We start from the raw sequence: 18,121 nt of genomic DNA, 5'->3' as shown, positions 1-18,121 counted from the left end.
GGGGCGGATCGGACGCAGTCGACGAGGGGGAGCGGGAATGGAGCGCACGGGGAACGGGACGGGGGCCCACAAGGGCAGCGGAACGGAGGAAACCACCCCGGCGGACCCGCCGGCGACCACGCACACCCCCGCAGCCGCCGACGGCGAGGACGCCCCACAAGGGCCACCCGCACCCGACGACGAAAGCAGTACGGGTGGTGCGGGTGGGAACGAAAAAGCCGATGGCGAAGCCGAGGCGCCAAAGCCGCGGTCCCGCCGCTGGCGACGCCTCGCCCTCGCCCTCGTCCTGGCCCTCCTCGTCCCCGTCCTCGCCGCCGAATCCGCCCTCCGCCTCAACTACACCGGCGACCCCAAGGACGGCACGTACACCAGAAACCGTGACGCCATGTGGCTCGGCCACGCCTGGGTCGACGGCCGCAAGACCGACGCCGACGTCACAGCCCTCGCCGACCGCCTGAAGACCACCGGCATCCGCGACCTGTACGTCCACGCAGGCCCGCTGGAACACAACGGCACCCTCCCCGAGTCTGCGTACAGCAAGGCGACTTGGCTGATAAAGACCCTGCACGGCCGAGCGCCGCGGCTACGCGTCCAGGCCTGGCTCGGCGACGTACTCGCGACCGAGGGTCCGACGGGGATGCGCCTGGAGCGGCCGGCCACCCGCGCGGCGGTCGTCGCCTCCACCCGCGAGATCCTGGCGGCCGGTTTCGACGGCGTCCACTTCGACCTAGAGCCCCTCCACTCCGGCGACCGCGACTACCTCACCCTCCTCGACTCCCTCCGCTCCGTCACCAGGGCGCACCACGCCCTGCTGTCCGTCGCCGCCCACCAGATCGATCCGCTCCCCGGCTTCCACGCCTTCTGGGGCACGGTCGCCGGACACCCGAAGTGGTGGTCACAGAGGTTCTTCGGCCAGGTCGCACGCAGGGTCGACCAGATCGCCGTGATGTCGTACGACACCATGCAGCCGCTGCAGAGCCTGTACGGCGGCTATGTCGCGCAGCAGACCTCGCTCGCCCTGGAGGTCACCCCGCCCACGACCGACCTGTTGATGGGCCTGCCCTTCTACCACGAGAACCGGTTCGGCCACTGGAACCATGCAGAGACCGTCCCGGCCGCCGTCCGCGGCGTCCGCCTGGGCCTGTCCCGCACGGACGCGGGCCGGTCCCGCTTCGGGGTCGCGCTCTACGTCGACTTCGCGGCCACGGAGGCGGACTGGAGGGCGTACCGGGACGGCTGGGTGCGCTGACCCGGCCGCCCTCCCGCAGCCTACGAAGACCGCCGCCTGATCTTCGACCCCAGCCACACCAACGGGTCGTACTTGCGGTCGACCGCCCGTTCCTTCAGCGGGATCAGCGCATTGTCCGTGATCTTGATGCCCTCGGGGCAGACTTCGGTGCAGCACTTGGTGATGTTGCAGTAGCCGAGGCCGTGTTCGTCCTGGGCGGTCTTCTTGCGGTCCAGGCCGGTCTCGGCGGCCGCGTCCAGCGGATGCATGTCCAGCTCCGCCACCCGCATCAGGAAGCGGGGCCCCGCGAACGCCGTCTTGTTCTCCTCGTGGTCCCGCACCACATGGCAGGTGTCCTGGCACAGGAAGCACTCGATGCACTTGCGGAACTCCTGCGAGCGGTCCACGTCCTCCTGCATCATCCGGTACTCGCCCGGCCCCACACCCTCCGGCGGCACGAACGCGGGGACCTCGCGCGCCTTGGTGTAGTTGAAGCCGACGTCGGTCACCAGATCGCGTACGACCGGGAAGGCGCGCAGGGGCGTGACGGTGATCGTCTCCTCCCGCGTGAACACCGACATCCGCGTCATGCACATCAGCCGCGGCCGCCCGTTGATCTCGGCGGAGCACGAACCGCACTTGCCCGCCTTGCAGTTCCAGCGGACCGCCAGATCAGGGGCCTGGGTGGCCTGGAGGCGGTGGATGATGTCCAGCACCACCTCGCCCTCGTTGACTTCGACCTTGAAGTCCTCCAGGCCGCCGCCCTTGACATCGCCCCGCCACACCTTGAAGCGGGCCTCGTAGCTGCTCACTCGTACAGCTCCTCTTCGGCGAGGTACTTGACCAGCTCCTCCTTGTCGAAGAGGGCGAGCAGGTCGGCGCGGATGGGTTCGGTGGTCTCACGGGAGAGGGCGATCTGGCCCTGCACGGGGTCCGTCGCCGCAAGGCCGCCCGTGGGGTCGATCAGCTCGCACAGCAGATTGATGTTGCGCCACTTGCGGTCCATCGTCGGATGGTCCTCGCGGGTGTGGCCGCCGCGGGACTCCGAGCGCTCCAGGGCCGCGCGGGCCACGCACTCGCTGACCAGCAGCATGTTCCGCAGGTCCAGCGCGAGATGCCAGCCGGGGTTGAACTGGCGGTGCCCCTCGACACCGGCCCGGCGGGCCCGTACCCGCAGGTCCGCCAGCTTCTGAAGCGCCTGCTCCATCTCGCCCTCGCGGCGGATGATGCCGACGAGGTCGTTCATGGTCTGCTGGAGTTCCTGGTGCAGGGTGTACGGGTTCTCCGGCGGGCGGCCGTCGTCCTCGCCCGCCGCGGGGCCCTCGGCGGAGAAGGGGCGCAGCGCCTCCGCGGCCGCGGTGTCGACCTGGACCTCGTCCACGGCGGGACGTTCGAAGGCCAGGGCCGCCGCGTACTCGGCCGCGTGCCAGCCCGCCCGGCGTCCGAACACGAGCAGGTCGGAGAGCGAGTTCCCGCCGAGCCGGTTGGAGCCGTGCATACCGCCCGCGACCTCCCCGGCCGCGAACAGCCCGGGCACCCCGCGTGCGGCGGCGGTGTCGGACTCGACCGCGATGCCGCCCATCACGTAGTGGCAGGTCGGCCCGACCTCCATCGCCTCCGCGGTGATGTCGACGTCCGCCAGCTCCTTGAACTGGTGGTACATGGACGGCAGCCGGCGCCGGATGACCTCGGCGGGCATACGCGTCGACACGTCCAGGAAGACACCGCCGTGCGGGGAGCCGCGGCCCGCCTTCACCTCGGAGTTGATTGCGCGGGCGACCTCGTCACGGGGGAGCAGCTCGGGGGGACGCCGGTTGTTGTCCGGGTCCTCGTACCAGCGGTCGCCCTCCTCCTCCGACTCCGCGTACTTCTCCTTGAAGACGTCGGGGATGTAGTCGAACATGAAGCGTTTTCCGTCGGAGTTCCTGAGCACCCCGCCGTCGCCGCGGACCGACTCCGTGACGAGGATGCCCTTCACCGACGGCGGCCAGACCATCCCCGTCGGGTGGAACTGCACGAACTCCATGTTCAGCAGCGGCGCCCCGGCCAGCAGCGCCAGCGCGTGCCCGTCGCCCGTGTACTCCCACGAGTTCGACGTGACCTTGAAGGACTTGCCGATGCCGCCTGTCGCGATCACCACGGCAGGGGCTTCCAGGACGAAGAAACGGCCGGTCTCGCGCTCGTAGGCGAAGACACCGGAGACCCTGTTGCCGTCCTTCAGGACCCTGGTGACCGTGCACTCCTGGAAGACCTTCAGCCGGGACTCGTAGTCACCGGTCTCGCGGTGGTCCTCCTGCTGGAGGGAGACGATCTTCTGCTGGAGCGTGCGGATGAGTTCCAGGCCGGTACGGTCGCCGACGTGCGCGAGGCGCGGGTACTCGTGGCCGCCGAAGTTGCGCTGGGAGATCTTCCCTTCCTTCGTACGGTCGAAGAGGGCGCCCCAGGTCTCCAGCTCCCACACCCGGTCCGGGGCCTCCTGCGCGTGCAGCTCGGCCATCCGCCACTGGTTGAGGAACTTGCCGCCGCGCATGGTGTCGCGGAAGTGGACCTGCCAGTTGTCGTGCTCGTTGACATTGGCCATCGCCGCCGCGATGCCGCCCTCGGCCATCACCGTGTGCGCCTTGCCGAACAATGACTTGCAGATGACTGCTGTACGTGCGCCTCGCTCGCGCGCCTCGATGGCGGCACGCAGTCCGGCGCCCCCGGCGCCGACCACGACCACGTCCCACTCCTGGCGGTCGACCACGGACATCAGAAGGCACCCCTCATCAGAAGAATCGCGGATCGTCGAAGGCGCCGGACGCCAGCAGATAGACGTAGAAGTCGGCGAGCGCCACGCTCACCAACGAGGCCCAGGCGAGCAGCATGTGCCGGGCATTCAGCTTTCCGACGAACTGCCACGCCTTGTAGCGCACGGGATGCTTGGAGAAGTGTTTGAGCTTGCCGCCGACGATGTGCCGGCAGGAGTGGCAGGAGATCGTGTAGGCCCAGATCAGCGTGATGTTGACGAGGAACACGACGGTGCCGAGGCCCATGTGGCCCCAGTTCTCGTGCGTGTCGCGGAAGGACAGCACCGTGTCGTACGTCAGCACGCCCGCGACCAGGATCGCCGCGTAGAAGAAGTACCGGTGGATGTTCTGCAGGATCAGCGGGAAGCGGGTCTCACCGGTGTACTTCTTGTGCGGCTCGGCCACCGCGCAGGCCGGGGGCGAGGCCCAGAAGCCCCGGTAGTAGGCCTTGCGGTAGTAGTAGCAGGTCAGGCGGAAGCCGAGCGGGAAGATCAGGATGATGATGGCGGGGGAGATGCCCCACCAGCTCCCGAAGAGGTCGGCGTTCGGGCCCGACGGCATGTTCTTGCAGTTCTGCGCAAGACACGGCGAGTAGAACGGGGAGACGTACGGCGCCGAGTAGTAGTCCGCGTTCGCGAAGGCCCGCCACGTCGAGTACACGATGAAGGCCAGCAACCCGGCCGCGGTGGCGGCCGGAGCCAGCCACCAGCGGTCGGTCCGCAGATGCGGGGCGTCGATCGCGGCGCGCGTACCGGTGCGTACACCGCCGCTGTTCAGATGTGGTTCCGTACCAGTGGCCAACTCATGACTCCGGTCGGGTTCAGGGGGCGTGGCGGTCGCGGGCGCCGAGTCCTTCGTCGTCCGTGTCGATCCACAGCGAGGGGTCGTACGGGGTGTCGGGGATGGTGACGAGTTCCGGCTTGCGCGGTGCGCTCGGACTCGACGCCGCCTCGCGCAGGAGCGCGACGCTCTCCCGCAGGTGATCGGCGTCGGCGCGGACGCGGCGTATGTCCAGTCCGCCGCTGCCCAGCTGCTTCTCCAGGCGGCCCACGGACCGGGACAGGTCGTCCAGGCAGCGCTGCATTGTCGTCAGGTCGTCTTGCACGGACATGACGTGACCTCACTTCCATGGGCCGTCAGGCCCCAGGTGGCAACGTTCATGCGCCTGCGAGTGTTGCGCGTCACACCTGCCGGTGGGAAGGGATGTGCAGCGATTGGCGGATTGCACGCCTCCAGTGCACGCCTGCAAGCGCTCTGTGTGCGCCGGGGGCGCACATTGGGCCGTACGAGTGGGGTTGCCCGGCTCTGCCGCCGTGTCACCCCGGGTCGGCGAACCCTTTCCTCTTCAGTGGGGCCGTACATCTGATCAACTCCAAAATACCGCCAAATGTGAACAGACCCCCACCCGTGTCACCGGCTGGAGCGGCCTCGGAGGTAGCGAAGATGTCCCACGACGGGAGACTGAGGACCAGGCCCGGTGCGGTCGCGCGTTCGGTCGCCTTCCTCGCCGCGGGCGTGCTGGTGGTGCCCGTGCTCGCCGGCTGTGCCTCCGAGGACGAGGCGGGCAAGCCCCTGGCGGGGCCGGACATCGCGCCCGCCGGCCGGGACCTGGTGGCCGACGGCGGCACCCTGCGATGGGCCGTGGACGACGTGCCGGAGACCCTGAACACGTTCCAGTCGGACGCCGACGCGGTCACGAACCGCGTCGCACAGGCCGTCCTCCCGTCCATGTACCGGCTGGACCGGAACGGACGGCCGCAGCGCAACTCCGACTACCTGGAGTCCGCCAAGGTCGTGCAGACCGAGCCCAAGCAGGTCGTGCTCTACAAGATCGCCCAGCAGGCCGTCTGGAGCGACGGCCGCGAGATCGGCGCCGCCGACTTCGCCGCCCAGTGGCGCGCCCTGTCCGGCAAGGACACCGCGTACTGGACCGCCCGCAACGCCGGCTACGACCGCATCGAGAAGATCGAGCGCGGCGCGAACGACCTAGAGGTCAAGGTCACCTTCGCACGGCCGTACGCCGACTGGCAGTCGCTGTTCTCGCCGCTGTACCCCAAGGACGTGATGGGGACGCCGGACTCCTTCAACGACGGGGCGCGCAGGACGCTCAAGGTCACCGCGGGGCCCTTCGCCGTGAAGGCGGTCGACCACAAGAACAACCAGGTCAGCCTGGTCCGCAACCCGCGCTGGTGGGGTCAGCCCGCCAAGCTCTCCGAGATCGACCTGAAGGCCGTACCGCTCGACAAGCGGCCCGCCGCGCTCGCCGACGGGGAGATCGACCTGGCCGAGATCGACCCCGCCGCCGCCCAGCGCATCGCGCCGACCGCCGGGGCCAGGGGCTCCGCCGCGCTGCCGGGCCCGGAGGCCCGGCGCGCGGCCGCCAAGGCGCTGCCCGCCGACGCCCAGGGGCTGACCGGTTTCGAGGTCCGCAAGTCGCTTGAGCCGGTCTACACCCAGCTCGCCCTGAACGGCGCCGAGGGCCCCCTCGCGGACGAGCGCGTCCGCCGTGCGGTGGCCCGTGCCCTCGACCGCAAGTCGCTCGCCGAGGCCGTGCTCAAACCGCTCGGGCTGCCCGCCGTGCCCGTCGGCAGCCATCTCGCGCTGTCCGGGCAGGCCGCCTACGCCGACAACAGCGGTGCGCTCGGCGGCCAGGACACCGCGGAGGCGCAGGCGCTGCTCGCGGACGCCGGGTGGGTGCGCGGCGGTCCGGTCAAGGAGGAGAAGAAGAAGCAGAAGGGCGAGAAGGCCGCCGGGGCCCAGGGCCGGAAGGCGGACGAGTCGGAGGGCGGCGACGACGGTACGTACATCGTCGGCGAGGACGACAACGGCGACAGCAAGAGCGGCCACGACAAGGACCCCAAGGACCACTCCAAGAAGGACGAGAAGGCCAAGGGCGGCACGCACCTCGCGGACGGCAGGCAGTACGCCGGACGGCAGCCGGTGCACGGCGGCGCGCCCGGCGCCTACGCCCCCAAGGGCACCGCGGCCCCGGCGGGCGCCGCCACGGCGATGCTGGCCAAGGACGGCAAGCCGCTCACCCTGCGCTTCGTGCTGCCGTCGGGACCCGGCTCGCAGGCCCTGCGGACCGTGGCCGACCGGATCGGCGCCATGCTGCAGCGGGTCGGCATCGGCACCCGGATCACGAAGGTCTCCGACGACAGCTACTTCAAGGACCACATCGCGTCCGGGGAGTTCGACCTCGCCCTGTACTCCTGGCCCGCCTCCGCCTTCCCGGCCACCGACGCCCGGCCCATCTACGCCAAGCCGGTCCCGGCCGCCGACGGCTCCCTCGACGTCGAGCAGAACTACACCCGCATCGGCACCGACCAGGTCGACCACCTCTTCGACCAGGCGGCCGCCACCCTCGACACCGACGAGAACCTCTCCCTGATCCGCAAGGCCGACTCCCGCATCTGGGCCGCCGCCGGCTCCATCCCGCTGTACCAGCGCCCCCAGCTGACCGCCGCGGCCAGGAACCTGGTGAACGCCGGCTCCTTCGGCTTCCAGACCCCGGTCTACGCGGACATGGGCTTTCTGAAGAAGGGGGCCAAGCCGTCGGCGAGCGCGTCGGGCGGCTGAGCGGTGCGGTAGCTCAGGGCTCCCTCAAGTCGGTTGCCTCTCCCGCCCGGTGCCCGCACCATGAGGTCGGTATCGATCATGGTGCGGGCACCGGGCGTCCGCGCGCGGGGCGGACGGGGGCGGGGCATGCGTGGTGTCGCACGCGGGAGTGGCGCAGTGGGTGTGGCCGCGGCGGTGTTGTTCGCCGGGCTCACGGCCTGCACCGGCGGCGCGAGCGGACACCATGAGGCGAAGGCACCGGTGAGGGCCTGTGCCGACGGCACCTTCACCTGGTCCCGGATCAAACAGACGGACGAGCTGACCGGCATCTCCGACGTGGAGGTGCTGGGCGTCGGCGGCGGACCGCTACGGCACGGCATGCGGCGCGTGTCCAGCCCGCGGCCCTCGGTGCGCGCGGCGGGACCGGACGTCTCCGCCGCCGAGGTCCTCTTCTCGCTGGGCAGGAGGATCGGCGAGATCGACTCCGACGCGCACACGCTTGCGGAGGACGGCGACGGCACGACGTACGCCTTCACGGATGTGCACGCCAAGGCCCCGGCGCCGGCCGGCCGCACCAGCCGGATCGACGGAGCCGGGCACTTCGTGCAGTACGCCGGAGTGCGCATGGAGGAAGGTGACTTCCGCTACTCCTGTGCCGACGGCACCACCACCACCGGCCATGCGCGCAACTGGACGCTCGACATGACCGGCACCCTCGACTGCCAGGTGAACGTCGGCCGCTCCGACCTCGCCCGCCAGGCGGCCCGGCGCTCCTGCACGGCAGGCTCCCCGGCCACCCGGGGCGCCTGAGCCGACCGCCCGGGCGAGCCGCCGCGGCCGAGGCCCCGTACCATGGGGTGAGGCCGTGGCGTGTCCAGCCCGGCAGGGTCCGCGTAACACAGACGTACGCGTCGGCCTTCCTCACACTCCAGGAGTACGCCTTCATGGCCACGCGCCACGACATCCGCAACGTCGCCATCGTCGCCCACGTCGACCACGGCAAGACGACCCTCGTCGACGCCATGCTGAAGCAGGCCGGTGCCTTCGCCGCGCACGCCGCCGAGTCGCTCGACGACCGAATGATGGACTCGAACGACCTGGAGCGTGAGAAGGGCATCACGATCCTGGCCAAGAACACGGCCGTGAAGTACCACCCGAAGGATGGCGGCGACGTCATCACCATCAACATCATCGACACCCCGGGCCACGCCGACTTCGGTGGCGAGGTCGAGCGCGGTCTGTCGATGGTGGACGCGGTGGTCCTGCTGGTCGACGCCTCCGAGGGTCCGCTGCCGCAGACCCGGTTCGTGCTGCGCAAGGCCCTCCAGCAGCGCCTGCCCGTCATCCTCTGCATCAACAAGACGGACCGCCCGGACTCCCGGATCGACGAGGTGGTCAACGAGACCTACGACCTCTTCCTCGACCTGGACGCCGACGAGGACCAGATCGAGTTCCCGATCGTCTACGCGTGTGCGCGTGACGGTGTGGCCTCGCTGACCAAGCCGGAGGACGGCACCGTCCCGGCCGACAGCGACAGCCTCGAGCCGTTCTTCTCCACGATCCTCTCCCACGTCCCGGCCCCGGAGTACGACGAGGCCGCCCCGCTCCAGGCGCACGTCACCAACCTGGACGCCGACAACTTCCTCGGCCGTATCGCGCTGCTGCGCGTCGAGCAGGGCGAGCTGCGCAAGGGCCAGACCGTCACGTGGATCAAGCGTGACGGCACGATGTCCAACGTGCGCATCACCGAGTTGCTGATGACGGAGGCGCTCACCCGCAAGCCCGCCGAGAAGGCCGGCCCCGGTGACATCTGTGCCGTCGCCGGTATCTCGGACATCATGATCGGCGAGACCCTGGCCGATCCGGAGAACCCGATCCCGCTGCCGCTGATCACGGTCGACGAGCCGGCGATCTCGATGACGATCGGTACCAACACCTCGCCGCTGGTCGGCCGCGGCGGTACCGGCAAGGGCGCCGACAACAAGGCCGCGGTCAAGGACCGCAAGGTCACCGCGCGTCAGGTCAAGGACCGCCTCGACCGCGAGCTGATCGGTAACGTCTCCCTCCGCGTGCTCGACACCGAGCGTCCGGACGCCTGGGAGGTCCAGGGCCGCGGTGAGCTGGCGCTCGCCATCCTCGTCGAGCAGATGCGCCGCGAGGGCTTCGAGCTGACCATCGGCAAGCCGCAGGTCGTCACCAAGGACGTCGACGGCAAGGTCTACGAGCCGGTCGAGCGCATGACGATCGACGTGCCCGAGGAGCACATGGGCGCGGTCACCCAGCTGATGGGCGTCCGCAAGGGCCGCATGGACAACATGTCCAACCACGGCTCGGGCTGGGTCCGCATGGAGTTCGTGGTCCCGTCCCGCGGTCTCATCGGCTTCCGTACGGAGTTCTTGACCAGCACCCGCGGCACGGGCATCGCCCACTCCATCCACGAGGGCCACGAGCCCTGGTTCGGCCAGCTGCAGACCCGCAACAACGGCTCCCTGGTCGCCGACCGCGCCGGTGCCGTCACCGCCTTCGCGATGACGAACCTCCAGGAGCGGGGAGTGCTCTTCGTCGAGCCGGGCACCGAGGTGTACGAGGGCATGATCGTCGGCGAGAACTCGCGCTCCGACGACATGGACGTGAACATCACCAAGGAGAAGAAGCTCACCAACATGCGGTCGTCCTCGGCCGACACGTTCGAGGCGATCGTCCCGCCGCGCAAGCTCTCCCTTGAGCAGTCGCTGGAGTTCTGCCGCGACGACGAGTGCGTGGAGGTCACCCCGGAGGCGGTCCGCATCCGCAAGGTGAACCTGGACGCCCGCGAGCGCGCCCGCGCGGCGAGCCGGGCGAAGCACGGCTGACCTCAAAGGCATGTGGATGCCGGGCAACTCCGGTGGACCGGACCCGGCATCCACGGCACGGCCTCGGGTGACCCAGAAGCCCGACTCCCGTCTTCTCCCCGACGCCTGCTGCCTCGTCACCCCCGGCGACTCATCGGGTCGCTGCGCTGACCGCTGCTGCCGTCCCGGTAGAGGCAGAAAGGGTGCCCGGCCGGGTCGAGCATCACCCTGACGCTGTCCTGCGGCTGGTGGCCGCTCTCCCGTGCGCCGAGTTCGAGAGCGTGCGTTACGGCCTCCTGCAGATCGACGACCTCGAAGTCGAGGTGCATCGTGATCCGCTGAGCGCCGTCCTGGGCGGGCCAGACCGGCGGGACATACCCGTCCGCGAGCTGGAAGGCGATGTAGGCCACACCCTCTGGAGGTGCGATGGCCACCCCGTCAGAGTCCTCCTTGACGATCTCCCAGCCCAGCAGGTCCGCATAGAAACGTGCCAGCGCCCGCGGATCGGGCGCCTCGAGCACGACGCCCCACCAGTCGTGTCTGGACATCCGCGGGGTGCCCGGCTCGTGGCCGGCGCCTCCGTCCATGTCGGCGGTACCCCCCGGTGTTCAGACAGATGTAGGGAAAACCCTAGTTCTCGTTCCGGATCCGTAAAGGCGGTTCGAACCGGTCTAGGCTCCTGCCAGCGTGAGTTCTGGCCATCCGCCGTGAGAGCGATGCGAACGGCCCCGGGTTGTCGGTCCGGTGACCGAATGTGAGGGGCCGTGCGGTCCATGCACAGTGGCCGTGGATCCGCAACTCAATTTTCATGGGTTTCGCGTTCGGTATACGGACATGCGGGTCCGATAGGTGTGTAACAAGTCCGTTTCGCAGGGATCTTTCGGCAAACCCTTTGTCCGGATTTTGGAAGATGTACGCGTAAGGTGTGATCGAACCGAGACCTTATGAGTGTGGTTCGGCCATGGCTCATGGCAGATAGTTAGGCGCGTAGCGCTCGGGTCGACGGGTCTCGCACTGTGGGGGCAGCGTGGGCTCGCGAGCACAAGGGATGTCTGACTGTCCGTCAGGGGTGGCGGAGGCCAGACATATGCCCTGCCTGTCGGTGAACACGTGGAGTCATGAGGAGGAGCCCCATGTGCGGTGTCATGAACACCAGGTGGGCCACGCCGCCCGTGGTGGGCAACTGCCCCACTGGTAGCGGCGGTTCACTCTGAGGGATTTGACGGCCGTTCAGCGCGGGCCAGCGCCTACGCGCGTCCGGCTGCGGATTTCTCGCTTCCTCGGGAGCCTCGACACTTCTTCATGAACCGGTCCCCGGTCGCGCACACCCTGCGGCGCCCGTCGGCTCGGCACACCCACACCTGTTGAAATGGACCAACTGTGACCAGTCCTATCGAGGTTGACGGCGGCGGTACGTCGGTCGTCGTCGACGGCGCCCCCCAGCCTCCGAAGGAGGCCGCGGCGGCCGAGCTCGAGGGCCGCTCGCCCGGCCAGCTGATGTGGATCCGCTTCAAGCGCGACCGCACCGGCGTCATCTCGGCGTTCGTCGTGCTCTTCTTCTTCGTCATCGCGGCCGCCGCGCCACTGATCGCGAAGCTGTACGGCAAGAACCCGTACACGATCTACGCCGACGTCCGCCCGGAGTTGTTCGACAGCGCGGGTGTACCGGTACAGCCCAACGGCGGCATCAGCAGCGAGTTCTGGTTCGGGCTCGAACCAGGCAACGGCTACGACGTGTTCACCAAGCTGATCTACGGGATCCGCACCTCGCTGATGATCTCCGTCGCGGTGACGGTCGCCACAGTGCTGACGGGCATCCTGCTGGGCATCGCGGCCGGCTACCTCGGGGGCAGGACCGACTACTGGATCGGCCGGGTCATCGACTTCCTGCTGGCCTTCCCCTCGCAGCTGTTCTTCATCGCCAGCATGCCCGTGGTGGTCTCGCTCTTCGTGAGCCCGCGCGACGAGACACCGACCTATGTGCGGGTGGTCGCGCTCATCCTCGTGCAGTGGTTCCTCGGCTGGATGAGCCTCGCCCGCATCCTGCGCGGCACCACTCTCGCCCTGCGCGAGAGGGAGTTCATCGAGGCGGCGAAGGTCAGCGGAGCCTCTCCCTGGCGCATCATCCGCAGGGAGCTCCTGCCGAACGTGGTGACGCCGATCCTCGTGCAGGCGACGTACATGCTGCCGGCCTTCGTGACGGCGGAGGCGGGACTGTCCTTCCTCGGCGTGGGCATCGTCGAACCGACCCCCGACTGGGGCCAGATGTTCTCCAAGGCGTCGACCGAACTCGTCTTGCAGAACGACATCACCTACATGATCTTCCCCGGCGTCTCGATGGTCATCTTCGTCGTCGCGTTCAACCTGCTCGGGGACTCGGTCAGGGACGCCTTCGATCCCAGGGCAGCGCGCTGACCGAGAGTTTGGGCGTCCTCGCCCGGATACGCACAGCAATTTCTTCGCATCAGGCGACACACAGATGGGTGGAGACTTCAGTGATGAGTAGGGGCGGACGCCAGACATACGCCGCGCTCTCCGTGCTCGCGGCGGGGGCACTCGTGCTCACCGGCTGCAGCAAGGGCGGCAGCAACGCCAGCGACAACGAGAAGAAGGACCAGCAGAACGCCAAGCGGCAGCAGGCGTCCATCAAGTTCGGCAACGCGGCGGACTCGCAGGGTCCGGCCGCCGCCGTCCCGGGAGCCAAGAAGGGCGGCACCATGGAGGTGCTGCAGCGTGACTCCTACGCCCACCTCGACCCGGGGCAGATATACGTCTCCGACGAGGGCTCGCTGGCCACGCTGCTCCACAGAGGGCTGACCGGCTACAAGGCCACCAGCAACGACGGCAGCAAGCACGAGGTCGTCGGCGACCTGGCCACCGACTCCGGTACCACCACGGACGGCGGCAAGACCTGGAAGTACACCCTCAAGGACGGCATCAAGTTCGAGGACGGTACGCCGATCACCTCGGCGGACTTCCGGCAGACCTTCGAGCGCCTGTTCGCGCCCTTCATCAACCAGGGCCCGACGTACCTCCAGCAGTGGATGGCCAACACCTCCAGCGCCGCCGACTACCGCAAGCTGCTGCCGGACGGCCCGTACAAGGGCAAGCACCTGCCCGACAGCGTCCTCGAGACGCCGGACGCCAAGACCATCGTCTTCCACTTCCAGAAGCCGCACCCCGACCTGCCGTACGCCCTCGCCATGGCGGGCTACGCGGTGGTGTCCAAGAAGGGTGACACGCAGCAGAAGTACGACAAGGCGCCGCTCGCGACCGGTCCGTACAAGATCCAGTCGTTCAAGTCCGGCAAGTCGATGGTGCTGGTCAAGAACACCAACTGGGACCCGAAGACGGACCCGATCCGCAACCAGTACGTGGACCAGTTCAACTTCACCTTCAACGTCCAGTACGAGGGCTCCACCAAGGCGCTCCTCGCGGACACCGGTGCCGACAAGACCGGCGTCAGCTTCAACAACTCGGTGGACGCGGGCAACATCAGCGCGGTCCTCGGCGGCAACGCGGCGATCAAGGCCCGTACGGTCGCGGGCTACCAGCCCTACGTCGGCCAGATCAACATCAACATGTCCCACGCGCCGCTGCAGGACAAGACGGTCCGTGAGGCCATCGCCTACGCCCTGCCGATCACGCCGATCATCCGCGCCTTCGGCGGCAGCTCGGCCGCGGAGGTCGCGGGCGGCTTCATCAGCCCGACCGTCAGCGGCTACGACGCCAGCTTCGACCCGTGGGGCAAGAAGAAGAACCCGGGCGGTGACGCGGCCAAGGCCAAGGCGCTGCTGAAGAAGGCCGGCAAGCTCGGTCTGAAGCTGACCTACGGCTACCAGAACACGCCCGAGGGCCAGCAGTACTCCACGGCCATCGCCGCGGCCCTGAAGAACGCCGGCTTCAACGTGCAGCGCCAGGACATCCCGGCCGAGACGTACTACGACCAGGTCGGCAAGACCAACAACAACTACGACATCTACGCCTCCGCCTGGGGCGCCGACTGGCCGTCTGCCTCGACCGTGATCCCGCCGGTGTTCGACGGCCGCACGATCGCCGACGGCTCGCCGAACTACTCGCATGTCAACGACCCGAAGGTCAACGCCGACATCGACGCCGCGAACAAGATCGCGGACCCGGTCAAGTCGGCCGAGGCGTGGGAGAAGATCGACCAGTACCTGGCCAAGGACGTCATCAACGCCGTCCCGACCATCTACTACAAGCAGGTCCAGATCTCCGGCTCCAAGGTCGGCGGCCTGGTCTACGACGACGTCCTCGGCGGAATCGACCCGCGTCGTCTCTTCATCAAGTAACCCCCCTGTCCGACCGGTACCCGGTGCGGCCGCCTCGCGCGGCGGTCGCACCGGGTACCGCCCGGCCCGCTGACGTCAGAGAGCTGCCCCTGTCATGCTGCGCTTCCTCGTCCGCCGGACCCTCGGTGCCGTCGTCATCCTCTTCCTGTTGAGCATCGTGACGTTCTTGCTGTTCTTCGGGATGCCTCGTGATCCGGCGCTGCTGATGTGCGGCAAGACCTGTAACCCGACCAGTCTGGCGAACATCCACCATGTGCTCGGCCTGGACAAGTCGATCCCCGAGCAGTACGGGATCTTCCTGAAGAACCTCGTCCTCGGCAGCAACCAGTTCGCCCAGGGCCCCTGCCCCGCCCCCTGCTTCGGGTACTCGTACCACACCAACGACCAGGTCTGGGCGACCATGATGGACCGCCTGCCCACCACCATCTCGCTCACCCTGGGTGCCGCGGTGGTCTTCCTGATCGTGGGTCTGGGCACCGGCATGCTCGCCGCCTGGAGGCGCGGGACACTGCTCGACAAGTCGGTCACCGCGGGGTCGATGGTGATCGGTTCGCTGCAGATCTACTTCATCGGCCCGCTGCTGCTCGCGGCCCTCGTCTACCAGTCCCACCTCTTCGACAAGCCCGTCTACAACGACTTCACCGCGGATCCGGTCGCCTGGTTCACCGGGTTGATCATCCCGTGGGTGGTGCTGTCCACGATCTTCGCCTCGCAGTACACCCGTATGGCGCGCTCGGCGATGATCGAGCAGCTCCAGGAGGAGCACGTGCGCACCGCCCGCGCCAAGGGCATGTCCCGCAAGTACGTCTTCTTCCGCTACGCCTGGCGCGGCTCGCTGATCCCGATCGTCACCATCTTCGGCATCGACCTCGGCTCGCTGCTGGGCGGCGCCATCATCACGGAGTACACCTTCGGACTGGCCGGCCTCGGCCGACTGGCCGTGGAGTCCGTGCAGTTCAGCGATCTGCCGATGCTGCTGGGCGTGATGCTGTTCTCCGCCGCCATGATCCTGCTGTTCAACATCATCGTCGACGCCTGCTACGCCTTCATCGACCCGCGCGTGCGGCTGTCCTAGGCCGGGTAAGAGGAGCACTCTCGTGACCACTTTGACCAAGGAAGCCGGCGCCCCCGTGCCGGCCGACGCGGGCACCTTCCTCTCCGTGCGGGACCTGCACGTCAGCTTCAAGACCGAGGACGGAGTCGTGAAGGCCGTCAACGGCCTCTCCTTCGACCTGGAGCGGGGTCGGACCCTCGGCATCGTCGGTGAGTCGGGCTCCGGCAAGTCCGTCACCAACCTGACGATCCTCGGCCTGCACAACCCGATGTTCACCACCGTCGAGGGCGAGATCCTGCTGGAGGGCAAGGAGCTCACCACCGCCCGGGAGTCGGAGCTGGAGAAGCTGCGCGGCAACAAGGTCGCCATGATCTTCCAGGACCCGCTGACCGCGCTCTCGCCGTACTACACGGTGGGCCGGCAGATCGCCGAGCCGTTCATGAAGCACACCGGTGCCTCGAAGAAGGCGGCCTGGGACCGGGCCGTCGAGATGCTCGGCAAGGTCGGCATCCCCAACCCCAAGGAGCGGGCGAAGGAGTACCCGCACCAGTTCTCCGGCGGTATGCGCCAGCGCGCGATGATCGCCATGGCACTGGTCTGCGACCCCGACCTGCTGATCGCCGACGAGCCGACGACGGCCCTGGACGTGACGGTCCAGGCCCAGATCCTGGACCTGCTGAAGGACCTCCAGCAGGAGTTCGGCTCGGCGATCATCTTCATCACCCACGACCTGGGTGTCATCGCCGACATGGCCGACGACATCATGGTGATGTACGCGGGCGGCGCGATCGAGCGCGGCACGGTGAACGAGGTGATGCGCACGCCGCAGCACCCCTACACCTGGGGTCTGCTGAACTCCATGCCGCGCCTCGACTCCGACCTCTCCGCCCCGCTCGCGCCGATCCCCGGCGCCCCGCCCTCGTTGCTCACGCCGCCTTCCGGCTGCCGCTTCCACCCGCGCTGCACCTTCCAGGACCGGGTCGGCGGCAACCGCTGCGTCACCGAGCGCCCGCTGCTCGCCCCGGACCGCGCCTCGGCGTGCCACCTCACGGCGGAACAGAAGCACACCATCTTCGTCGAAGAGATCAAGCCCCGTCTGGGCTAGGAGGACACGTCATGACAGAGGACCTCGTCCTTCCCGCCCCCCGCGACGGGGGCACCGGCCCGAGCGGGGAACCGCTGCTCGAAGTCACCGGCCTGACCAAGCACTTCCCGATCAAGGGCGGCTTCCCGATCCGCCGCACGGTCGGCGCCGTACAGGCCGTCGACGGTCTGGACCTCACCGTGCACGTCGGTGAGAGCTTCGGCCTGGTGGGGGAGTCCGGCTGCGGCAAGTCGACCACCGGTCGGCTGATCACGCGGCTGATGGAACCCACCGGCGGCAAGATCTCCTACCGCGGCCGGGACATCACGCACGCCTCGCGCAAGGAGCTGGCGCCGATCCGCTCCGAGATCCAGATGATCTTCCAGGACCCGTACTCGTCGCTGAACCCGCGGCAGACGGTCGGCAAGATCATCTCCGGACCGATGGAGATCAACGGCATCGAGCCCGAGGGCGGCCGTGAGAAGCGCGTACGTGAGCTGCTCGAGATCGTCGGTCTGAACCCCGAGCACTACAACCGCTTCCCGCACGAGTTCTCCGGCGGCCAGCGTCAGCGCATCGGCGTGGCGCGGGCGTTGGCGCTCGAACCGAAGCTGATCGTCGCGGACGAGCCGGTGTCGGCCCTGGACGTGTCGATCCAGGCCCAGGTGGTGAACCTGCTCCAGAAGGTGCAGGACGAACTCGGCATCGCGTTCCTGTTCATCGCCCACGACCTCGCCGTCGTACGGCACTTCTCGCAGCGCGTGGCGGTGATGTACCTCGGCAAGATCATCGAGGTCGGTGACCGCGACTCCATCTACACCCGCCCCCGCCACCCGTACACCCACGCCCTGCTGTCCGCCGTTCCCGAGGTGAGTCTGAGCGGCGAGGACACCGGCGGGCGCGAGCGCATCCGCCTGGCGGGCGACGTCCCGTCGCCCATCGCTCCGCCCTCCGGGTGCCGTTTCCGTACCCGCTGCTGGAAGGCGCAGGACAAGTGCGCGACCCAGGAGCCGCCGCTGATCCAGCTCTCCGGCAACCACGACGGCCACCTGACGGCCTGCCACTTCCCGGAGGAGCCGACCGTCGAGGGGCGTGCGGAGGACATCGTGCTGGATCCGGCGCTGGCGGCGCTGGAGGAGGGCACCGAGCAGTAACGGCCAACCGGGCGGCCGTACCGCGGAGATGAGCTCAGGGGCGGCGGGGACTGTCAGGCCCCGCCGCCCCCTGACTCGTTCTGCGGGCAGAACTTGAAGGGCATGCCCGT

14 protein-coding genes are annotated in these 18,121 nt (G+C 68.6%); 9 read left to right on the top strand and 5 right to left on the bottom strand.

All coding sequences use genetic code 11. From position 1 onward, the window contains the following. Positions 1-37 precede the first annotated feature (37 nt). Complete coding sequence (locus tag ABD355_RS37470) at positions 38-1,249, top strand: glycoside hydrolase family 18 protein (RefSeq protein ID WP_344405505.1); 1,212 nt, start codon at positions 38-40, stop codon at positions 1,247-1,249. 20 nt (positions 1,250-1,269) lie between these two features. Here ABD355_RS37470 and ABD355_RS37465 read toward each other — a convergent pair whose 3' ends face one another. From ABD355_RS37465 to ABD355_RS37450, 4 genes are read right to left on the bottom strand one after another with little or no spacing between them, the layout of a single operon-like run. Continuing rightward, positions 1,270-2,040, bottom strand: coding sequence for a succinate dehydrogenase/fumarate reductase iron-sulfur subunit (locus tag ABD355_RS37465; RefSeq protein ID WP_344405504.1), 771 nt, complete (start codon positions 2,038-2,040; stop codon positions 1,270-1,272). Continuing rightward, positions 2,037-3,980 carry a fumarate reductase/succinate dehydrogenase flavoprotein subunit gene (locus ABD355_RS37460; protein ID WP_344405502.1) on the bottom strand — a complete coding sequence of 648 codons (1,944 nt, stop codon included), beginning with the start codon at positions 3,978-3,980 and terminating at the stop codon, positions 2,037-2,039. The genes ABD355_RS37465 and ABD355_RS37460 overlap by 4 nt, the downstream gene beginning before the upstream one ends. 16 nt (positions 3,981-3,996) lie before the next feature. Beyond that, positions 3,997-4,818, bottom strand: coding sequence for a hypothetical protein (locus ABD355_RS37455; RefSeq protein ID WP_344405499.1), 822 nt, complete (start codon positions 4,816-4,818; stop codon positions 3,997-3,999). Positions 4,819-4,837: 19 nt separating this feature from the next. Further along, entirely contained in the window at positions 4,838-5,128 is a 291-nt protein-coding gene (locus ABD355_RS37450; protein ID WP_115906133.1) for a hypothetical protein, read from the bottom strand. 332 nt (positions 5,129-5,460) lie between these two features. On the opposite strand from ABD355_RS37450, the gene ABD355_RS37445 reads away from it, so the two are divergent. The 3 genes from ABD355_RS37445 (at position 5,461) to typA (ending at position 10,427) form a co-directional block, all read left to right on the top strand. Next, on the top strand, positions 5,461-7,596 hold the full coding sequence (locus ABD355_RS37445; protein ID WP_344405498.1) for an ABC transporter family substrate-binding protein: 2,136 nt from the start codon (positions 5,461-5,463) through the stop codon (positions 7,594-7,596). Positions 7,597-7,752: 156 nt separating this feature from the next. Beyond that, entirely contained in the window at positions 7,753-8,385 is a 633-nt protein-coding gene (locus ABD355_RS37440; protein WP_344405497.1) for a hypothetical protein, read from the top strand. Between the two features lie 134 nt (positions 8,386-8,519). Further along, positions 8,520-10,427, top strand: coding sequence for a translational GTPase TypA (typA, locus tag ABD355_RS37435; protein WP_344405496.1), 1,908 nt, complete (start codon positions 8,520-8,522; stop codon positions 10,425-10,427). Between the two features lie 116 nt (positions 10,428-10,543). Here typA and ABD355_RS37430 read toward each other — a convergent pair whose 3' ends face one another. Then, complete coding sequence (locus ABD355_RS37430) at positions 10,544-10,993, bottom strand: VOC family protein (RefSeq protein ID WP_344405495.1); 450 nt, start codon at positions 10,991-10,993, stop codon at positions 10,544-10,546. A 793-nt stretch (positions 10,994-11,786) separates the two neighbouring features. On the opposite strand from ABD355_RS37430, the gene ABD355_RS37425 reads away from it, so the two are divergent. From ABD355_RS37425 to ABD355_RS37405, 5 genes are all read left to right on the top strand, one after another. After that, the gene (locus ABD355_RS37425) at positions 11,787-12,821 is read left to right on the top strand and encodes an ABC transporter permease (RefSeq protein ID WP_344405493.1); all 1,035 of its coding nucleotides are present in this window, start codon (positions 11,787-11,789) and stop codon (positions 12,819-12,821) included. Between the two features lie 83 nt (positions 12,822-12,904). Next, a complete protein-coding gene (locus ABD355_RS37420) occupies positions 12,905-14,719 on the top strand; it encodes an ABC transporter substrate-binding protein (protein WP_344405492.1) in 1,815 nt (604 codons plus the stop codon). Between the two features lie 94 nt (positions 14,720-14,813). Continuing rightward, positions 14,814-15,794 (top strand): ABC transporter permease, encoded by a 981-nt coding sequence (locus ABD355_RS37415; protein WP_344405491.1) that lies wholly within the window; start codon positions 14,814-14,816, stop codon positions 15,792-15,794. 22 nt (positions 15,795-15,816) lie between these two features. After that, complete coding sequence (locus ABD355_RS37410; RefSeq protein ID WP_344405488.1) at positions 15,817-16,878, top strand: ABC transporter ATP-binding protein; 1,062 nt, start codon at positions 15,817-15,819, stop codon at positions 16,876-16,878. Positions 16,879-16,889: 11 nt separating this feature from the next. Then, on the top strand, positions 16,890-18,011 hold the full coding sequence (locus ABD355_RS37405; protein WP_344405487.1) for an ABC transporter ATP-binding protein: 1,122 nt from the start codon (positions 16,890-16,892) through the stop codon (positions 18,009-18,011). The last annotated feature ends 110 nt before the right edge of the window (positions 18,012-18,121 follow it).

This window comes from Streptomyces longisporus (assembly GCF_039532765.1).
Classification (GTDB): domain Bacteria; phylum Actinomycetota; class Actinomycetes; order Streptomycetales; family Streptomycetaceae; genus Streptomyces; species Streptomyces longisporus.
The sequence above is the reverse complement of the archived record's forward strand: the minus strand, read 5'-3'. Positions and strand labels throughout refer to the sequence as shown.

Coding starts and splice junctions, on each gene's coding strand:
- ABD355_RS37445 (WP_344405498.1), top strand. CDS start 5,461: ATGTCCCACGACGGGAGACTGAGGACCAGGCCCGGTGCGGTCGCGCGT.
- ABD355_RS37450 (WP_115906133.1), bottom strand. CDS start 5,128: ATGTCCGTGCAAGACGACCTGACGACAATGCAGCGCTGCCTGGACGAC.
- ABD355_RS37430 (WP_344405495.1), bottom strand. CDS start 10,993: ATGGACGGAGGCGCCGGCCACGAGCCGGGCACCCCGCGGATGTCCAGA.
- ABD355_RS37470 (WP_344405505.1), top strand. CDS start 38: ATGGAGCGCACGGGGAACGGGACGGGGGCCCACAAGGGCAGCGGAACG.
- ABD355_RS37405 (WP_344405487.1), top strand. CDS start 16,890: ATGACAGAGGACCTCGTCCTTCCCGCCCCCCGCGACGGGGGCACCGGC.
- typA (WP_344405496.1), top strand. CDS start 8,520: ATGGCCACGCGCCACGACATCCGCAACGTCGCCATCGTCGCCCACGTC.
- ABD355_RS37415 (WP_344405491.1), top strand. CDS start 14,814: ATGCTGCGCTTCCTCGTCCGCCGGACCCTCGGTGCCGTCGTCATCCTC.
- ABD355_RS37460 (WP_344405502.1), bottom strand. CDS start 3,980: ATGTCCGTGGTCGACCGCCAGGAGTGGGACGTGGTCGTGGTCGGCGCC.
- ABD355_RS37420 (WP_344405492.1), top strand. CDS start 12,905: ATGAGTAGGGGCGGACGCCAGACATACGCCGCGCTCTCCGTGCTCGCG.